The sequence below is a fragment of the Nocardiopsis sp. NPDC006832 genome (genome assembly GCF_040635885.1).
Classification (GTDB): Bacteria; Actinomycetota; Actinomycetes; order Streptosporangiales; family Streptosporangiaceae; genus Nocardiopsis.
Genome location: NZ_JBEYLC010000033.1, coordinates 52,688 through 70,491 on the forward strand (window position 1 = coordinate 52,688; position 17,804 = coordinate 70,491).

A 17,804-nucleotide genomic window follows, 5' to 3' on the forward strand; every position below is an offset into this window, starting at 1 on the left:
GCCGTGGTCAGGAACCCGGAGCGGCGCGCCGCGCTACTGGACGCCGCCATCGAGACACTCGCCGAAGAGGGCGCGCGCGGGCTCACCTTCCGCGCCGTCGACACCCGGGCGGGCGTCCCCACCGGAACCGCCTCCAACTACTTCACCGACCGCGGCGACCTGCTCGCCCAGACCGGCGCGCGCACCTACGAGCGCTTCATGCCCGAACAGGACGAGTGGGACAACGTGTTGGTCGGTGCCCGCGACCGGGCCAAACTCGCCGAGGTCATGCGCGCCACGGTCAGGCGCCTGGCCGCCGACCCCCACGTCTACCTGGCCACCCTGGAACTCCAACTGGAGGCCACCCGCCGCCCGGAACTGCGCGCGGACATGACCGCTCGCGTGCGCGCCGACCTGGAGGCCAACTTCGCCTTCCACGAGGAGGCGGCGATGCCGGGCGGTCGCGACACCGTCCTCGTGCTCTACCTGGCCCTGAACCGGTTGGTCACCGAGTACCTGACCCTGCCCGGGGTGCTCGCCCCCGAGGGCGACCTGGACCGGCTGGTCACCCTGGTGGTCGACGGCCTCGTCCTCGACGGCGGGAACTAGGCCAGGCCCAACCCCCGGGCACGGGCGCCGGCGGTGGCGCGGTTGGGCACGTCCAGCTTGGTGAGGATGTTGGACACGTGGACGCTGGCGGTCTTGGGCGAGATGAACAGCCGCTCGGCGATCCGGGCGTTGGTGGCGCCCTCGGCGAGCAACCGCAGCACCTCGCTCTCGCGTGCGGTCAGCCCCGCCGGCGCCACCGGTGGGGCCGCCCGCTCGGTCACCCCGGCGCCGAGTCTGCGCGCCAGCCCCTCCGCGGCGCGGGACAGCGGCACGGCCCCGCACTCGACCGCGGTCTCGTACACCTGCCGGACCCGGCGCACCGCCAGGTCGCGGTCGCCCGCGGCCACCACTTCGGCCTCACGCAGCCGGGCCCGGGCCAGGTGCAGCGGCATCGGGACCGCCTCCCACGCCACCACGGCGCTCTTCCACAGGTCGGTGGTGTCCTCCCCCTCGACCTGCGCCGTCAGCGCGGCGACGGACGCCGCGTAGGCGGGCATGACCGAACCCGTGATCGACGTGCGTGCGGCGAGGTCGGCCACCTGGGACGACACTTCCGGAGCCGCTCCCCGCCGGGCCGCCTCGGCCATCACCGCCAGCAGCGGCCACGTGTAGCCGGCGCTCTCCTCCAGGACCACTCGCTCCATGAGGGTGCGGGACAGGGCCAGGGCTTCCGCGACCTCCTCCTCGGCCAGCGCGGTCTCCAGGGCGGCCAGGGACCGTAGCTGCAGAAGGTTCATCCGATGCAGGCCGAGCAGACTCCGATCGCCCAGGGGCCCGGCGGCCCGCCGGGCCGCGTCCAGGTCTCCCTGGACGACCGCGATCCGGGCCAGCACCGTCTGGATGTAGTGCAGTTTGGATCGGGTGGGGGAGGTGGCGGCGGCACGTTCGGCCAGCTCGCGCGCCCGAGCCAGGTCCCCCATCTCGAACCGGATCTCGGTCTGGTTCTGGTGGTTGAACGCACTGTGGGCCGATGCCCACCCCATCCGTTCGTGACGCTCCAGGGAGTCCTCCAACACCCGGAGTCCCTCCTCGTGGTGGCCCAGCTCTCGCAGGTAGTGACCGAGGTTGGCGGTGCCACGCGCTTCGAGCACCGGGTTGGCCATCTGCTCGCTCTCCCGGACCATCTCCTCCATGAAGGGCCGACCTCGTTCCACGTCGCCCGCTTCCAGGAGCAGGTCGCTCAGGAGGATGCGCGCCTCCACCCCACCGCAGCGATCGGCCGTGTCGTCGCGGTCGGCCACCTCGATGGCGCGTTCGGCGAGTACGCGTGGGAGACTTCCCGCTCGGGCCAACTCCTCCAGAAGACGTCGTTGCGGGGTGTCCGCACGGTCCTTGCGCAGCAGCACCATCTCTCGGGCCAGGGCGGCCAGCAGCTGCGCGTACCCCGGCATGTGCGGCGGGTGTGTTTCGAGCGCCCGCACCAGATCGAACAGGCCGTGGTCGCTCATGTCCGAAGAGCGCGCCTGGCCGCGCTTGCGCAACAACACGGCTCGTACCGTGCGCGTCTCGTCGTCGGTGGGCTCCTCGGGCAGTTCGATCAGAGCCTCCTGCACCAGCTCCAACGCACGCTTGTGTCGACCGGCGTCCAGCGCCGCCCCGGCCGCACGACTCACCACCTGGGCACGGGTGTGGCCCTGGGCACGTTCGGCGGCATCGGGTACCTGGTCCCACAGGTCCAATACCCGTTCCAGCATGGCCAGTTCCTCGTTGAAGGCGAGCGTCTCACCGGCGCGGATCGCCGCCCACCAGGCGGCCTGTAGAGCCCTGGGCAGGTCGTGCGCGGCCTGGTAGTGGTGGGCCTCCTCGGCGGCGCGTCGGTCGGCGGGGACGGTGTGGGGATACTCGTCGATGAGCTGGGCGAAGCGCAGGTGCAGCCGGGCGTGCGGTCCGGGCAGGATCTCCCCGTGTACGGCGTCGCGCAGCAGCGCGTGCCGGAAGCGGTATCCGGTCTGCCCGGCCCGCAGCACGTTGGCGTCCACCAAGGTGCGCAGGGCGGCCTCCAACTCACGTTCGGGCAACCCGACCGCGTGGTACAGCACTTCGTGTTCGACGGTGCCGCTCACCGCTCCCACCGCCGCCGCGCGCAGCACGGCCCACGCGGTGTCGTCGAACCGGTTCAGCGGCTCCAACAAAAGGTCGCGGAAGTGGTCGGGCAGGTCGGGGTCCTCGTCGGTCGGACAGGTATCGGCGGTGGCCAGTGCCTCCACGAAGAGGGGCACCCCCTCGCTGCGCCGGTACAGCGAGTCCAGTTCCGCGGGGGTGAGGTCCTCGCCCCGGATCGCCCGGGTCTGGGCGGCCACCTCCTCGCGGGAGAGCGGCTCCAACTGGATCCGACCCACCCCGGGCAGACGTTCCAGCTCGGGCAGCAGCCGGCGCAGCGGGTGCGCGCGGTGCAGGTCGTCGCTGCGGAAGGTGGCGACGATCTGGATCCCGGGCCGATCCAGGTTGCGGATCAGGAAGACCAGCAGGTCACGCGTGGCGCCGTCGGCCCAGTGCAGGTCCTCCAGCACCACGGTGGCGCCCTCGTCCCCGGCCAACAGGGTGAACAGGCGCAGTAGTTGTTCGAAGAGGATGCCCCGGTTCTCCCGACGCTCCTCGGGGACGGGGCCCAGCTCCGGCAGGAGCCGGGCGAACTCTCCCAGCCCACTGGGGGCGGCCTCCTCGAACGGTGCCCGGCCGCACTCGCGCAGTATCTGGCGGAGCACCGCGGTGAAGGGGGCGTAGGAGAGTCCGTCGATGCCCAGTTGCAGGCAGGCACCGGTGAACACCGTTCCCGCCGGCCGGGTGGCGGTGAACTCGTTCACCAGGCGGGTCTTGCCCACCCCGGCGTCCCCGCCGACCAGGAGCATCTCCGGTGTTCCGGAGCGCACCCGGTCGGCCTGGTCGGTGAGAAGCCGGAGCTGGTCACGGCGACCGACGAAGACGGGACTGGTATCGGAAAGCAGGGGCATACCGCTCATTATGCTTTGTGCCCGGGACATTTCTCCGCCCGTTATTCGCCGCGGGCCCGACGCTCCTCGCGGCGTCGGGCGCGTGTCTCGGCCCGCAGCCGGCGGAGCTCTCGCATCCGCTCGGCCTGCTGGAGGCGCTCGTCCCGCATGGCGTGGGCGTTGGCGGTGCGCAGGTCGTCGTAGGTCATGTCCGTCCCCTGTGTGTCGTGCGGTGCCGGACGTGTTCGGCACATCTACGACGATGTCGCTAAGACACCCGCCGCCACATGGGGAGAACTCCCGCTTTCCCTCGTGGGGACACGGCCCCGGCGCCCGCTCGGCTAAGACGTGCGGGACGCCCCCTGAGCCCTTCCGGCGGTGGTCTCAGGCCAGGCCCAGATCGCGGGCGCGGGCGCCGGCGGTGGCCCGGTTGGGCACGTTCAACTTGGTGAGGATGTTGGACACGTGCACGCTGGCGGTCTTGGGCGAGATGAACAGCGACTCGGCGATCCGGGCGTTGGTGGCGCCCTCGGCGAGCAGTCGCAGCACCTCCGTCTCCCGGGCCGTCAACCCCGCCGAACCGGGCACCGGCGTGGTGGGGGAGAGGCCGAGGCGTCGGGCCAAGTCGTCGGCGGCCCGTTCCAACGCGACCGCCCCGCACGCGCGGGCACTCTCCCGTACCCGCCGGACGGGATCGGTGGCCGCGGCGCGATCACCGGCCACGGCGAGGGACTCGGACCGCCGCAACCGGGCCCACCCCTGGTGCAGCGGCATCGGGACGGCCTCCCAGGCCGACACCGCCCGCCCCCATTCCTCGACGGCCGCCGCGGGTCCTCGCGCGGCCTCGACCAGTCGGGCCCGACAATCGGCCCGCGACGCCGTCTGGACCGGGCCGTGCACCGGCATCCGCTCAACCGCGCGCGTGGTCCGTTCGACCGCTTCGGGCTCGCGTCCGCGACGGGCCGTCTCGGCCACGAGGGACAGCAGCGCCCATCCGAACCCGGGGGAGTCGGGGAACTCCAGCCGGCGCAGCGCCTCGTCGGCCTCGGTGCGGGCGGCCGACAGGTCCTCCTCGGCCAGGTACACGTCCAGGTGGGCGGCGACCACCAGTTGGGCCTGGTCCAGGCGTTCCACACTCAGCACCGACACCCGACCCAGACGCTCCAGGCTCTCCCGGGCCCTGGCCAGGTCCTCGTGTCCGAGCGCGGCACGGGCCGCGGCGGTCTCGTCCAGCGCGACCAGGGTCCGGGCCAGCAGGCTCGTCAGGAAGACCCTGTGCATCGGGGTGGAAGCGCGCGGGGCGGCTTCCTCGATCACCTCCCTGGCCCGCCGTAGACGGCCGGTGTCGTAGAACACCTCCGCCCGGTTCTGGAGGGTGAAGCCGTTGTGCAGGCTCGCCGAACCCCGCTCGTGCTGGTACCGCAGGGAACGTTCCAGCAACTCCAGAGCCTCCTCGGTGCGTCCCTGCTCGCGCAGGTAGTGGGCGAGGTTCCCGCTGGCGCGCGCCTCCATCGCCGGGTCGCCGATCTCACGGCCCAACCGCACGGACCGCTCCAACAGGGGCCGTCCCTCCTCACCGCGACCGCGACTCATGTACACCGAGCCGAGCGAGACCAGTGCCGCCGCCTCCGCGGAGCGGTCCCCGTCCCGCCGGGCCACCTCCAGGGCGCGCTCGGACAACGACACCGCCGACAGCCCCAGCCCGAGGGTCTCCCGTGGGCGGAACATGCTCTCGCGCGCCACGATCGAGAGGGTGCGTCCGTACCCGGGCATGTGCGGCGGATGGAGTCGCAGCGCTTCGGCCAGGTCGGCCTCCGCACCCTCGGCCACGCACTGGGTCCGGGCCTGCCCACGACAGCGCAGCAGCAGTGAGCGCAGGGCCAGGTCATGGTCGTCGGGGCCCTCGGGTACGTCGGGCAGCGCCGCGTCGCACAGTTCCCAAGCGCGTTCGGGCCCTCCGCTCTGCAACGCGGCCAGCGCGGCGTCGGCGCGCACCCGGGCCAGGGAACGGCCACCGACCGCCTCGCGCGCCTCGGGCACCCGGTCCCACAGGGCGAGCACCCGCTCCAGCACGGCCGACTGCTCGCCGAAGGCCAGGACCTCCCCGGCGCGCACCGCCGCGTTCCAGGCCGCGGCCAGGGCCAGGGGCAGTTCGTTCGCGGCCTGGTAGTGGTGGGCCTGCTCGGCGGCGCGGCGCTCGCCCGGCACCGCGTCGCTGTGTTCGTCCAGGTCCCGGGCGAAGCGCAGGTGCAGTCTCGAACGCGCGCCCGGCAGCAGCGAATCGTGGACCGCTTCGCGCAGCAGGGCGTGCCGGAAGCGATAGCCGTCCCCGCTGATCCGTAGGAGCCGGGCGTCCACGAGCCCTTGGAGGGCCTCCTCCAGGCTCTCCTCGGACAGGTCGGTCACCCGCAACAGTGGTTCATGGCCCACCTCCCCGGAGAGCGCGCCGACCGAGGCGGCGCGCAGTACCCGGGCCCAGGGAGCGGGCAGCCGGCGCACGGGCGCCAGCAACAGGTCGCGGAAGTGTTCGGGGACCGGGGAGGACGCCTCGTCGTCACCGGCCAGCGCCTCCACGTACAGGGGGATGCCGTCGCTGCGCCGGTACAACTCGTCCAGTCCCCGGGCGTCCAGGGCGTCGCCGGTGAGGGCGTGCGCTTGGCGTGCGACCTCCTCCCGGGTGAGCGGGGCCAGGTCCAGGCGGGTCACCTCGGGCAGACGTTCCAGCTCGGGCAGTAGCAGGCGCAGCGGGTGCGCGCCGTCCAGTTCGACGAACCGGTGGGTGGCGACGATCTGGACCCCGGGCCGGTCCAGCGCCCGGACCAGGAAGACCAGCAGGTCACGGGTGGCGCCGTCGGCCCAGTGCAGGTCCTCCAGGAGCAGGGTCAGGCCTCCATCCCCGGTCGGCCCCGCATCCTCGGCCAGTGATCGGATCAGCGTCAGCACCTGGTCGAAGAGCACGCCACGGGACTCGGGACGCTCGGTGGGGATCGTCCCCAGTTCGGGCAGGATCCGGGCGAGCTCGCCCACCCCGCCGTCGGCGGCGAGCTCGAAGACACCGCGGCCCCGTTCCCGCAACACCTGACGCAGCAGCGTGGTGAACGGGGCGTAGGCCAGGCCGTCCACGCCCAGTTCCAGGCAGCCGCCCGCGAACACGGTCCCGGCCGGCAGGGTGGCCGCGAACTCGGTGACCAGGCGGGTCTTGCCCACGCCGGCGTCGCCGCCGATCATCACCGTCGCCGAGGTCCGGGTTCGGCAGTGGCCGGTGTGGGCGGACAGGGCGCGGAGTTCCTCGGAGCGGCCGACGAGGTGTGTGGTGGTCGCGGGCAGCAGGGGCATGTCGGTCATTATGTCCCCACCACGAAGGTGGGTCAGGTGCCGGTGGAACGACGGGATCGGCGTTCGGCCCGGCGGGCCGAACGGAGGCGGCGCCGCTCCCGCAGGACCTCCCGGACCTGAAGGTGCTCCAACATCACCTTCGGTCCGGGGCGGTCGACGTAGTTCCGCAGGGTCTCGATCTGGAACATGGGGCTTGCCTCCTCTCCTCGGCGGTCGACTCTCGGCCGCCTCGGGTTCCAGCTTCGATCTAAGAGGACGGCCCGCGCATCGGGAGGGATCCGTATCTTGCGCGCCCTTCGCCCGGTGGACGTCGAGGCCACGCGACCAAGAGGCCGTTCCCGGACCTAAGAGGGCACTTCGGGTGGTGAGGCGGTGGTGTGCGGCGACGAGGGTGTGTCACGTAACGTAATCGAACGAGTACCCGTAGTTGTCTTGAGGTGTCACACAGCGCGAAACAGTGAGACCGGGGAGACGTGGGATGGATGTGGCCGTTTTCGAGGGTGTTCGTGGACGTGGTCGAACGAGAGGGGCCGGGCGGGCGATGGTCGGCGCCGTCGCCGGGGTCGCCGCCGTGGCGCTTTTGACCGCCCCGGCCTCCGCCGGTGGTGAGGGAGGGGCCGGGGCCGAGGCGGAGCTCGTCGGACTGGCTCTGTCCGGGGCGCCCGAGCCGCCGCCGGCGGGGGAGGAGTTCGTCTACCGGGCGACGATCGCCAACGACGGCGGTGAAGAGGTGGTGGGGGGCCTGCTCGCCCAGCACGTGCCCGAGCCCCTGGAGGTGGTCGAGGTCGGTCAGGGCGGGGTGTTGGAGGAGGGCGTCGCCAACTGGCGAGTCGACGTCCCGGTGGGTGGAGAGTCCGAGTTCACCGTGCGGGTCCGGGTGCCGGAGGAAACGTCGGGGGAGGCGCGCGTGGTGAGCACGGCGTGCCTGCTGCTGGAACGGGACGACGAACCCTCGGCCTGCGCCAGCGACACGCTCCTGGTCGCCGAACCCACGGTGCTGTCCAAGGTGGGGGCGGCGATCGACCGTGAGGCGGTGGTGCGCGCGGTGGGGGTGGGGGTCCTGATGCTGATGGTCTGGCTGCTGTGGCGACAGTGGCGCCGATGGGGAACCCGGCGGTACGGCTGAGCGTTGACCTCACCGAGCCGGTGGTCCGATTGTTACGTCAGGGTGTCATGAAGGCGGAGGCGAGAACTACGTCGCGTAGTAGTCTGTCGACATGGACTTTCTCTACTCCGCGCTCGTCTTCCTGCACATGCTCGGCCTGGCCGGCATCATCGCCGGTTTCCTGATGCAGCTGATGACCGACAACGTCAAGGCCACCAAGGTTCTGCTGCACAGCTCCCTGCTCCAGTTCGTCACCGGGCTGCTCCTGGTGGGGGTCGCCGAGATGGCCGACCTCGGCGACATCGACCACATGAAGATCGGCGTCAAGCTCGTCATCTCCCTCGCCGTGGTGGTGGTCGGTGTCCTCAACCTCCGCAAGCCCGCCAAGAACCTGGCGATCATCGCCGGGGTGCTCGCCATCGTCAACATCGGCGTGGCGGTCTTCTGGTGAGGCATGGGGGCGCGGGGCGCCCCCGACCCCGCCCGTGAGGGGTCGTTCCGCCGGTGGCGGGTCGGAGGGCACCGACCCGCCACCGGCTTTTTCGTGTCCGTTCCCGGTTCACCCCGACGCTGCCTTTCGGAAAACTTGCAAGAGCTTTCGGCGAGGTCAGTGGTAGGGAGCCGTGCTGCGACCGAAAAACACCGGTTCACAAGGGCAAGACTGCGTGTTACGTTCGTCACTCCTACGCAAATTCTTGCAGGATATGCAAGAGATTGGCGATGGGGCAGTGTGGCCCCATCGCGGAACCTCCCCCAAGGAGCGCACATGAGAACGTCCCGACTCGGCGCCCTCGCAGGTGCCGTGGTGCTGGGAGCCGGCCTGCTAGCGGCTTCCGGACCCGCGATCTCCCAGGAAGCACCCGACGCGGCCCCCGTCTCCGACGTGACCCCCGCCGCCGAGGGCACGGGCGACACCATCGTCCACCTGTTCCAGTGGAACTGGGACTCCGTCGCCGCCGAATGCGCCGACTTCCTCGGCCCCAACGGCTATGGCGGCGTGCAGGTGTCCCCACCCCAGGAACACGTGGTCGTCCCCTCCTCCGAGGGCGGCGACTATCCCTGGTGGCAGGACTACCAGCCGGTGTCCTACAGCATCGAGAACACCCGGCGCGGCACCGCCGAGGAGTTCGAGAACATGGTCGGCACCTGTGCCGACAACGGCGTTCGCATCTACGTCGACGCCGTCATCAACCACATGACCGGCCCCGCCGAGGTCGACCTGCCCGGCAGCGCGGGCACCGAATGGGAACAGTACGAGTACCCCGACCTGTTCGGCGACGGCGAGGCCTCCTACTCCTATGGCGACTTCGCCCCCTGCTACGACACCATCGAGAACTGGAACGACAAGTCCGAGGTGCAGAACTGCCAGCTCCTGGGCCTGTCCGACCTGGACACGGGTTCGGAGCACGTACGCGCCCAGATCGCGCGCTACCTCAACGGACTGGTCGACATGGGTGTCGGGGGCTTTCGCGTGGACGCCTCCAAGCACGTCCCCGAGGAGGACATGGGCGCCATCATCGGCTCCCTGAACGAGGTGCCCGGCTTCGGCGGCGCCCCGCACGTCTACCACGAGGTCATCGGCGACGCGACGGTCCCCTACACCGCCTACACGCCCTACGGACAGGTCACCAACTTCGACTACCAGCGCGACATCGCCCACAGCTTCGCCAACGGCGACATCGCGAACCTGACCTCGATGCCCGACCACGGCGGACTCACCTCCGAGGAGGCCGTGGTCTTCATCGACAACCACGACACCCAGCGGTACGAACCCGCCCTGACCCACGTGGACGGCGACCGCTACTACCTCGCGACCGCCTTCATGCTCGCCCACTCCTACGGAACCCCCGTGGTGATGTCGAGCTACGACTTCCAGGGCAACGAGGCCGCGGGCCCGCCCAGCGTCGGCGAGGTCGAAGGGAACCCGGCCGGTTGGATCACCGCGGACAGCGACTGTGCCTCGGCGGAGTGGATCTGCGAGCACCGTGACGAGACCGTCGGCGGCATGGTCGCCTTCCGCAACGCGGTGGACGGCGCCGAACTGATCGAACGCGCCACGGACGGTTCCTCGCGGGTGGCCTTCGACCGCGGCGACGTGGGTTTCGCCGCCTTCAACGCCTCCGGTGAGAGCTGGTCGCTGACCGCCGCCACCTCCCTGCCCGACGGTGAGTACGACAACGTCGCCGGTTCCGGCGGTGCCACGGTCTCCGGTGGAGAGGTCACCGCGACCGTCCCCGCCGAGGGCGCCCTGGCGCTGCACGTGGGCGGCGAGTGCGTCGAGGACTGCGAGGGTGGCGGCGACCCGGGAGACCCCGGCGAGCCCGGTGACCCGGACACCATCACCGCCACGGTCGAGACCGAACCCGGCCAGGAGGTGCACGTGGTCGGCTCCACGCCCGAACTCGGTTCCTGGGAACCCGCCGATGGCGTGGCGCTGAGCACCGACGCCGACACCTACCCCCAATGGACCGGCGACGCCACCATCGAGGCCGACACCGAGTGGAAGCTCGTCAAGGTCGGTCCCGACGGCAGCGCCGACTGGGAACCCGGGGACAACCGCGTCGGCCCGGCCACGTCCGTGACCTGGGGCCGACTCTGATCCCTCGGTACCGACGCCTCGCCATCGCCCCCTGACCCGAGCCCGGGCACCCTCGCGCCGCGCCCCCGCGGCGCGAGGGTGCCCTTTCCCCTGGCTCAGCCCGCGGACGCGTCCGTCAAGGGCGAGGGGCAGGTGCCGCCGGGCTCCACGGTGAGTTCGTAGTGCCAGACCTCGTTGTCGTAGGTCTGACACAGCCCGAACCGCGAACCGTGCCGGGCGAACCAGTAGGCCGCGTCCGTGCGGCCGATGTCCACGGCCTCGCCGGTCACGTGCGAGGACTCCTCGGGAAGGGCCACCCATGCGGCAGCCTCCTCCTCACTCCCGTACACCTCGACCGCGGAGTCCAGCAGGAACCGCTGGTAGCGCTCACTACGCCACCCGCTCGTCACCAACACCTCGATCCCGTCCTCCCGCAGAGCGGCGTCGGCGGCCTCGCGCACGGCCGCCAGCAGCTCCGAGTCGAGTCCGGCCAGGGCGGGCACCTCCTCGGACGGGTCCAGGGCCTCGCCCTCGGCGACAAACCCGTCCTCCTCGCCCAGTGGGCTGAATCGGGTCACCGGAAGTTCCGAGGTCCACCCCCGATCATTGCCCTCCTCGGACGCGCCACCGCCGTTCGCGCCCGCCGCCGCGCAGCCCGCCAGAGCAGACATCACCAGCGCGGCGGAGAGGAGAACAGCCGGTCGAAAACGTGCACGGCGCATGGAAAATCCCTCCTCCGGGCCCGAGCCCCGCGCTCGGCACCGAGGGGCAGACCACCACGAGGGATGTTGCGCGGATGTCGGCCGCCGAGCCAACGTTTTCGCAACACGGCCCCCACCTACACTGAGGCTCCGCGACTCGACCACCGTGCCCGTGCCCCGACCCGGCACGACCGAGCGGTCCGGCCGAACAGGGGAGGACCACATGCGTGTACTGGTCGTCGAGGACGAGGTGTTCATGGCCGAGGCCCTCCAAGCGGGGCTGCGCCACGAGGCCATCGCCGCCGACGTCGCGCTGGACGGCGACGCCGCTCTGGAACGGCTCGGGCTCAACGACTACGACGTGGTCGTCCTCGACCGGGACATCCCCGGCACCCATGGCGACCAGGTGTGCGCGCTCATCGCCCGCGACCGCCCCCACACCCGGGTGCTGATGCTCACCGCCGCCACCCGGCTCAGGGACAAGGTGGACGGATTCTCCCTGGGAGCCGACGACTACCTCACCAAACCGTTCGCGGTGCGGGAGCTGGTCATGCGCTTGCGCGCGCTCGCGCGGCGGCCCGCCGCCACCGTCCAACCGGTGCTGGAGTGGGCCGACCTGCGCCTGGACCCCTACCGTCGCGAGGCCTACCGGAGCGGCCGCTACTTGAAGCTGCCCCGTAAGCAGTTCGCCGTCCTCGAACTGTTGATGCGCGCCGACGGGGGAGTGATCAGCGCGGAGACACTTTTGGAGAAGGCCTGGGACGAACACGCCGACCCCTTCACCAGCGCGCCCCGTGTCACGGTGTCCCAGCTGCGCAAGGCACTCGGCGAGCCGGACCCCATCGTCACCGTGTCCGGCGTCGGCTACCGCCTCGTCGTTCCCGAGGAGGGTCGGTGAACCGCCTCGAAGGGGATCATGGATCGGTTCGGGGGAGCGCACGCCTGCGACTGACCCTCGGCTACGCCGGGTTCCTGGTCTTCGCCGGTCTGGCCGTGCTGGTCGGCGTCTACGTGGTCCTGCGATACGTCCCCGACTATCCGCTCACCGCCGCCAACCCCCGCGACGCCGACAACGTGATCCCCGCCCGCCCGGAGATCCTGCGCGCCGTCGTCAACGTCTCGGGGGTGGTCCTGCTCATGTTGGCGGTGATCGGGCTGGTCGGCGGCTGGTTCCTGGCGGGTTGGGTGCTTCGCCCCCTGCGGCGGATCAACGAGGCCGTGCTGGTCGCCGCCACGGGGCGCCTGGGGCACAGGGTCGCGCTCTCGGGGCCCAACGACGAGTTCCGCCGGCTCGCCGACGCCTTCGACCACATGCTCGACCGCGTCCAGGACGCGTTCGAGGCACAGGAGCGCTTCGCCGCCAACGCCTCACACGAACTCCGGACCCCGCTGGCGGTCAACGCGACGCTTCTGGACGTGGCCCGCCGCGACCCCGAGGGGCAGGACCACCCCCGTCTCCTGGAGCGGCTCGACATCACCAACGCCCGCGCGATCGACCTCACCGAGGCGCTTTTGCGGCTGGCCGACGCCAACTCCGTCACCGCGGCCTCCGCGCCGACCGACCTCGCCGAGATCGCCCGCGGTGTGGTCACGGAGAGCGAGGACGAGGCGCGACGGTTCGGGGTACGACTGTGCCCGGCACTCACCCCGGCGCCCGCCATCGGCGACACCGTCCTACTCACCCAGCTCACCGAGAACCTGGTGCGCAACTCCCTGCGCCACAACATCGGCGTGGGCGGCGCCGGGACGGGTGACGACACCGAGGCGGGCACCGCGTCCGTGACCACCGGTCGCGATCCCCGCACGGGCGAGGCCGTCCTACGAGTCGAGAACACCGGACCCGTGTACACGGCGCGGACGGTCGCCCGTTTCCACGAACCCTTCCTCCGTGGCCAGGGGAGGATCGGCTCCGGTCAGGGCCATGGCCTGGGCCTGGCCCTGGTGGCGCGGGTCGTCGACGTCCACGGTGGCACCCTGGACCTGCGTCCGCGCGCGGGGGGAGGCCTGACCGTCACGGTCGTGCTGCCGCCGCCCTCGGATCGGGCCCCCGTCACGAGGCCGGTGCCTCAGTCGTCGTAGAAGGCCCGCTCCATGACCGCGCGGGCACGGCGGGTCGCCCGCAGGTACTCCTCGGTCAGCTGCTCCGCGGGTCCCACCGTCTCGGAGTCCTCGTCCTCGGAGTCGTCCCGGTAGCCCATGGCCTCGGCCAGGGCCGCACGCACCCGCAGGTCGGAGGGGAGCGAGTCGCCGCCCCGGCCGCGCTCCAGCATCACCATGCCGCGCACCCGGGACGCCAGCCGCCAGGCCTCCTCCAGCACCACGCCGTCCTCGGCGGCCAACAACCCGTGCGCCACGGCCACGCGCAGCGCCGCCAAGGTCCCGTTCACGCGCAGGTCCGGTTGTTGGTGGGCGTGCCGCAACTGGATCAGTTGGGCCACCCACTCCACGTCCGACAGGCCGCCCCGCCCCAGCTTCGTGTGCAGGGTCGGGTCGGCCCCGCGCGGCAACCGCTCGGCCTCCATCCGTGCCTTGAGCTTGCGGATCTCCAACACCGAGGCCGAGTCGATCCCACCTCGCGGGTAGCGCAGCGGGTCGATCAGGGCGATGAAGGCCGAGCGCAGCCCGTGGTCCCCGGCGATCGGCCGGGCCCGCAGCAGCGCCTGGCTCTCCCACACCTGTGACCAGCGCCCGTAGTAGGCCGCGTAGGAGGCCAGGGTGCGCACCACCGGTCCGCTCCTACCCTCCGGACGCAGATCGGTGTCCACCTTCAACGGTGGTTCCGCCTGCGGCATCTCCAACAACCGGGCCAGTTCCCGAACGATCGCCAACGCCTGCCTGGTGGCCGCCCCGGTCTCCACCCCCGGCATCGGGTCGTGCACGTACATCACGTCGGCGTCGCTGGTGTAGGTCAACTCACCGCCGCCGAACCGGCCCATCGCGATCACGCACACCCGGGTGAGCTCCTCACCGCCCGAGTCGGCCACCACCTTGGTGTAGGCGGCGCGCAGCGCGGCGTCGATGGTGACCGCGGCGATGTCGGTCAGCGCGCCGCCGACCTCCTCCACCGACGACACCTCCAACAGATCCGCCGAGGCCGTGCGCAACAGCTCCCGGCGGCGCAGCGCGCGCACCGCCGAGACCGCCTTCTCCGGGGTTTCGTACCGGCGCAGTGCCGCGTCCGCCTCCGCCATGAGCGTCTCGATCCGTCGACGTCGAAGGTGGGCGTCGTCGGCCAGGGTCGCCACCGACTCGGGGGCGCGCAGCAGCAGCTCGGTCACGTAACGACTGGTGCCCAGCAACCACGCCATCCGCTCGGCCACCCGCACGTCGTCACGCAGCAGCCGCAGGTACCACGGGGTGGTGCCGAGCGCCTCGCTGACCTGCCGGAACCCCAGCAGGCCCGCGTCCGGGTCGGGGGAGTCGGCGAACCAGCCCAACATCACCGGCAGCAACGTGCGCTGGATGGACGCCCGTCGGGACAGACCCGAGGTCAACGACTCCAGGTGCCGTAGCGACCCGCGCGGATCGGCGAAGCCCAGGGCGCCCAACCGGTCGACGGCCTGCTCGGGGGACAGGCGCGCCTCCTCGTCGGGCAGTTTGGCGACCGCGTTCAACAACGGTCGGTAGAACAACTTCTCGTGCAGGCGCCGCACCTCCGCCGACACCCGCTTGCGCGCACCGGTCAGCTCCCGCACCGGGTCCGCGCCGAACCCCAGCGCCCGACCCAACCGGCGCAACTGCGCGGGACCGTCCTGGGTCTTGGGATCGGGTATCAGGTGGGTGCGCCGCAACCGCTCCAACTGCAGCAGGTGCTCCATCCGGCGTAGGAACCGGTAGGCGTCGGTGAGTCCCGCCGCGTCCTTGCGTCCCACGTACCCGAACTCCGACAGCGCGGTGAGCGCCTGGAGGGTGTTGCCCGAACGCAGCCGGTCGTCGGTACGGCCGTGCACCAGCTGCAACAACTGCACGGAGAACTCGATGTCGCGCAGGCCGCCCGGGCCCAACTTCAGCTCGCGGTCGGCCTCACCGGTGGGGATGTGCGCCACCACCCGGCGGCGCATCGCCTGTACGTCCTCGACGAAGTCCTTGCGGCCGGCGGCCTCCCAGACCATCGGCGCGATCGCCTCGGTGTAGGCGCGGCCCAGCGCCACGTCACCGGCGATGGGACGGGCCTTGAGCAGTGCCTGGAACTCCCAGGTCTTGGCCCACCGGTCGTAGTAGGCCACGTGGCCGGCCAACGAGCGCACCAGGGGACCGCTCCGACCCTCGGGCCGGAGCGCGGGGTCGACCTCCCACAGGGTGCCCTCGGTGTCGGTCGCCGATGGGATCCGCATCATCGCCGTCGCCAGACGGGTGGCCGCGCGCAACGCGTCCTGCTCGTCGGCGTCCCCGACGGGCTCGGCCACGAACACCACGTCCACGTCACTGACGTAGTTGAGTTCGCGACCACCGCACTTGCCCATGCCGATCACGGCCAACCGGCACAGCTCGGCGTCCTCGGGCGACTCCGCCCGCGCCACCGCCAGCGCCGCGTCCAGTAGGGACGCGGCCAGGTCGGAGAGCTCCGCGGCGACCTCCTCCACCGAGTTCGTCTCGGTCAGGTCACGCCCGGCCAGACGCAGCAGCCGACGACGGTACGCCACCCGAACGGTGTGCCGCAGCGCCGTCCACGGATCCTCGTCCACGCCCTCGACCACCACCGGGTCGGCGACGGGTACCGCGTCGTCGGGCCGGGCGCCCACGGTGTGCAACAACCCCCGGCGCAGCTCCTCCGGTTGCGGGGTGCGCGCGGCGTCGGCGCCCCGCAACTCCCGCCAGTCCTCGGGGTAGCGCACGAGGTGGTCGGTCAGCGCGGTGCTGGCGCCCAGGATCCGGCACAGCCGCGCCCGCAGGTCCGGCTCCTCCCGCAGGGCGAGCAGCACGTCGTCGGGATCGGGGGAGACCTCCAGCACTCGGAGCAGACCCAACAGGGCCTGGTCCGGGTCGGCCGCCGCCGCGAGGGAGGTGAGGACCTCGGTGTCGGCCCTGGCGTCCAGCCCGGCCTGTTCCACCAACCTCAGGGCCTTGGGGCTGTCGCTGAAACCACGCCGGGCCAGCGCTCCTACTGTCATGTCGGTGCTTCCCTCCCTTGCCACGCGTCAACGGTAGCCGTCGATGGATAGCATGCCCCGGTCACCTCTACTCCCAAGGAGCGCACATGTCCGTTCTGGACGTCGAGATCGCCGACCTCACCGGGGGCCCGGCAGGCCTGGACCGGTACGCGGGCCAGGCGGTGCTGGTCGTCAACGTCGCCTCCCGGTGCGGACTGACCCCGCAGTACGCGACCCTGGAGAAGCTCCAGCGGAGTTACGCCGATCGGGGCTTCACCGTCCTGGGCGTGCCGTGCAACCAGTTCATGGGCCAGGAACCCGGCACCCACGAGGAGATCGCCACCTTCTGCTCCACCACCTATGGGACGACCTTCCCCATGACGGAGAAGGTCGACGTCAACGGCGAGGACCGTCACCCGCTGTACGCGGCCCTGGTGGAGACGGCGGACGCAGAGGGCCACACCGGCGACGTGCGGTGGAACTTCGAGAAGTTCCTCGTCGCCCCCGACGGCACCGTCGCGGCGCGCTTCGGTCCCCAGGTCGAGCCGGACTCCGGCGAGGTCACCAAGGCCATCGAGGCGGTTCTGCCGAACTGACCCGGAGACCAGGGACGAGGGAGGCCACCGGCGACGTGGAGAACGTCATCGGTGGCCTCCCTCATGCCCGGAGCCTCTCTCCAGGCCCACGCACTAGATGTCGTAGTACAGCTCGAACTCGCGCGGGTGCGGGCGCAGACGCAGGGAGTCGATCTCCTCGGTGCGCTTGAAGTCGATGTAGGTCTCGATCAGGTCCTTGGTGAAGACGCCGCCCTCCAGCAGGAACTCGTGGTCGGCCTCCAGGGCCTCCAGCGCCGCGTCCAGGGACGCCGGGACCGTCTCGATGTTCTCGGCCTCGGCCGGGGGCAGCTCGTACAGGTCCTTGTCGAGCGGCTCCGGCGGCTCGATCTTGTTCTTGACGCCGTCCAGACCCGCCATGAGCATGGCGGAGAAGGCCAGGTAGGGGTTGGCCGACGGGTCCGGCACCCGGAACTCGATGCGCTTGGCCTTGGGGTTGGAGCCGGTGAGCGGCAGACGGATGCAGGCCGAACGGTTGCGCTGGCTGTAGACCAGGTTGATCGGGGCCTCGTAACCCGGGACCAGGCGGTGGAAGGAGTTCACCGTCGGGTTGGTGAAGGCCAGCAGCGCCGAGGCGTGCTTGAGCAGACCACCGATGTAGTGACGCGCCGTGTCGGAGAGCTGGCCGTAGCCGGACTCGTCGAAGAACAGCGGCTCGCCTTCCTTCCACAGACTCTGGTGGCAGTGCATGCCGGAGCCGTTGTCACCGAAGAGCGGCTTGGGCATGAAGGTCGCCGTCTTGCCCGCGGCGTTGGCGACGTTCTTCACGATGTACTTGTACAGCTGCACGTTGTCGGCGTGCTTGAGCAGGGTGCCGAACCGGATGCCGATCTCGGCCTGACCGGCGGTGCCGACCTCGTGG

14 protein-coding genes are annotated in these 17,804 nt (G+C 71.2%); 7 read left to right on the forward strand and 7 right to left on the reverse strand.

Annotated elements, in window-relative coordinates:
* Positions 1 to 3: 3 nt before the first annotated feature.
* Positions 4 to 588, forward strand: a complete 585-nt coding sequence (locus ABZ717_RS16855) for a TetR family transcriptional regulator (protein WP_358510980.1) — start codon at positions 4 to 6, stop codon at positions 586 to 588.
* Here the strand turns inward: ABZ717_RS16855 and ABZ717_RS16860 are convergent.
* The 4 genes from ABZ717_RS16860 to ABZ717_RS16875 all read right to left on the reverse strand — a co-directional run bounded on the left by ABZ717_RS16860 (position 585) and on the right by ABZ717_RS16875 (position 7,042).
* Positions 585 to 3,548 (reverse strand): AAA family ATPase, encoded by a 2,964-nt coding sequence (locus ABZ717_RS16860; protein ID WP_358510983.1) that lies wholly within the window; start codon positions 3,546 to 3,548, stop codon positions 585 to 587. The genes ABZ717_RS16855 and ABZ717_RS16860 overlap by 4 nt on opposite strands.
* A 32-nt stretch (positions 3,549 to 3,580) precedes the next feature.
* Entirely contained in the window at positions 3,581 to 3,727 is a 147-nt protein-coding gene (locus ABZ717_RS16865; RefSeq protein ID WP_358510985.1) for a hypothetical protein, read from the reverse strand.
* A gap of 175 nt (positions 3,728 to 3,902) precedes the next feature.
* Positions 3,903 to 6,863 carry an AAA family ATPase gene (locus ABZ717_RS16870; RefSeq protein ID WP_358510988.1) on the reverse strand — a complete coding sequence of 987 codons (2,961 nt, stop codon included), beginning with the start codon at positions 6,861 to 6,863 and terminating at the stop codon, positions 3,903 to 3,905.
* A gap of 23 nt (positions 6,864 to 6,886) precedes the next feature.
* Positions 6,887 to 7,042 carry a hypothetical protein gene (locus tag ABZ717_RS16875; RefSeq protein ID WP_358510991.1) on the reverse strand — a complete coding sequence of 52 codons (156 nt, stop codon included), beginning with the start codon at positions 7,040 to 7,042 and terminating at the stop codon, positions 6,887 to 6,889.
* Positions 7,043 to 7,395: 353 nt separating this feature from the next.
* Here ABZ717_RS16875 and ABZ717_RS16880 point away from each other — a divergent pair, with 353 nt between their 5' ends.
* The 3 genes from ABZ717_RS16880 (at position 7,396) to ABZ717_RS16890 (ending at position 10,558) form a co-directional block, all read left to right on the forward strand.
* Entirely contained in the window at positions 7,396 to 7,980 is a 585-nt protein-coding gene (locus ABZ717_RS16880; protein WP_358510993.1) for a hypothetical protein, read from the forward strand.
* Between the two features lie 91 nt (positions 7,981 to 8,071).
* Positions 8,072 to 8,410: a hypothetical protein gene (locus ABZ717_RS16885; protein WP_358510996.1), complete on the forward strand. Its 339-nt coding sequence runs from the start codon at positions 8,072 to 8,074 to the stop codon at positions 8,408 to 8,410.
* A gap of 315 nt (positions 8,411 to 8,725) precedes the next feature.
* The gene (locus ABZ717_RS16890) at positions 8,726 to 10,558 is read left to right on the forward strand and encodes a carbohydrate-binding module family 20 domain-containing protein (RefSeq protein ID WP_358510999.1); all 1,833 of its coding nucleotides are present in this window, start codon (positions 8,726 to 8,728) and stop codon (positions 10,556 to 10,558) included.
* A 95-nt stretch (positions 10,559 to 10,653) separates the two neighbouring features.
* Here the strand turns inward: ABZ717_RS16890 and ABZ717_RS16895 are convergent, their stop codons facing one another.
* Positions 10,654 to 11,259 carry a M15 family metallopeptidase gene (locus ABZ717_RS16895; RefSeq protein WP_358511002.1) on the reverse strand — a complete coding sequence of 202 codons (606 nt, stop codon included), beginning with the start codon at positions 11,257 to 11,259 and terminating at the stop codon, positions 10,654 to 10,656.
* 202 nt (positions 11,260 to 11,461) lie between these two features.
* Between ABZ717_RS16895 and ABZ717_RS16900 the strand changes: the two genes are divergently transcribed.
* Both ABZ717_RS16900 and ABZ717_RS16905 read left to right on the forward strand, forming a co-directional pair.
* Positions 11,462 to 12,136: a response regulator transcription factor gene (locus tag ABZ717_RS16900; protein WP_358511006.1), complete on the forward strand. Its 675-nt coding sequence runs from the start codon at positions 11,462 to 11,464 to the stop codon at positions 12,134 to 12,136.
* On the forward strand, positions 12,133 to 13,317 hold the full coding sequence (locus ABZ717_RS16905; protein WP_358511008.1) for a HAMP domain-containing sensor histidine kinase: 1,185 nt from the start codon (positions 12,133 to 12,135) through the stop codon (positions 13,315 to 13,317). The genes ABZ717_RS16900 and ABZ717_RS16905 overlap by 4 nt, the downstream gene beginning before the upstream one ends.
* Here the strand turns inward: ABZ717_RS16905 and ABZ717_RS16910 are convergent.
* Positions 13,305 to 16,349, reverse strand: a complete 3,045-nt coding sequence (locus ABZ717_RS16910; protein WP_358511011.1) for a bifunctional [glutamine synthetase] adenylyltransferase/[glutamine synthetase]-adenylyl-L-tyrosine phosphorylase — start codon at positions 16,347 to 16,349, stop codon at positions 13,305 to 13,307. The genes ABZ717_RS16905 and ABZ717_RS16910 overlap by 13 nt on opposite strands.
* Before the next feature lie 86 nt (positions 16,350 to 16,435).
* Here ABZ717_RS16910 and ABZ717_RS16915 point away from each other — a divergent pair, with 86 nt between their 5' ends.
* A complete protein-coding gene (locus tag ABZ717_RS16915; protein ID WP_358511014.1) occupies positions 16,436 to 16,924 on the forward strand; it encodes a glutathione peroxidase in 489 nt (162 codons plus the stop codon).
* 93 nt (positions 16,925 to 17,017) lie between these two features.
* Here ABZ717_RS16915 and glnA read toward each other — a convergent pair.
* The coding region (gene glnA / locus ABZ717_RS16920; protein ID WP_358511017.1) for a type I glutamate--ammonia ligase at positions 17,018 to 17,804 on the reverse strand (787 nt) is incomplete at its 5' end.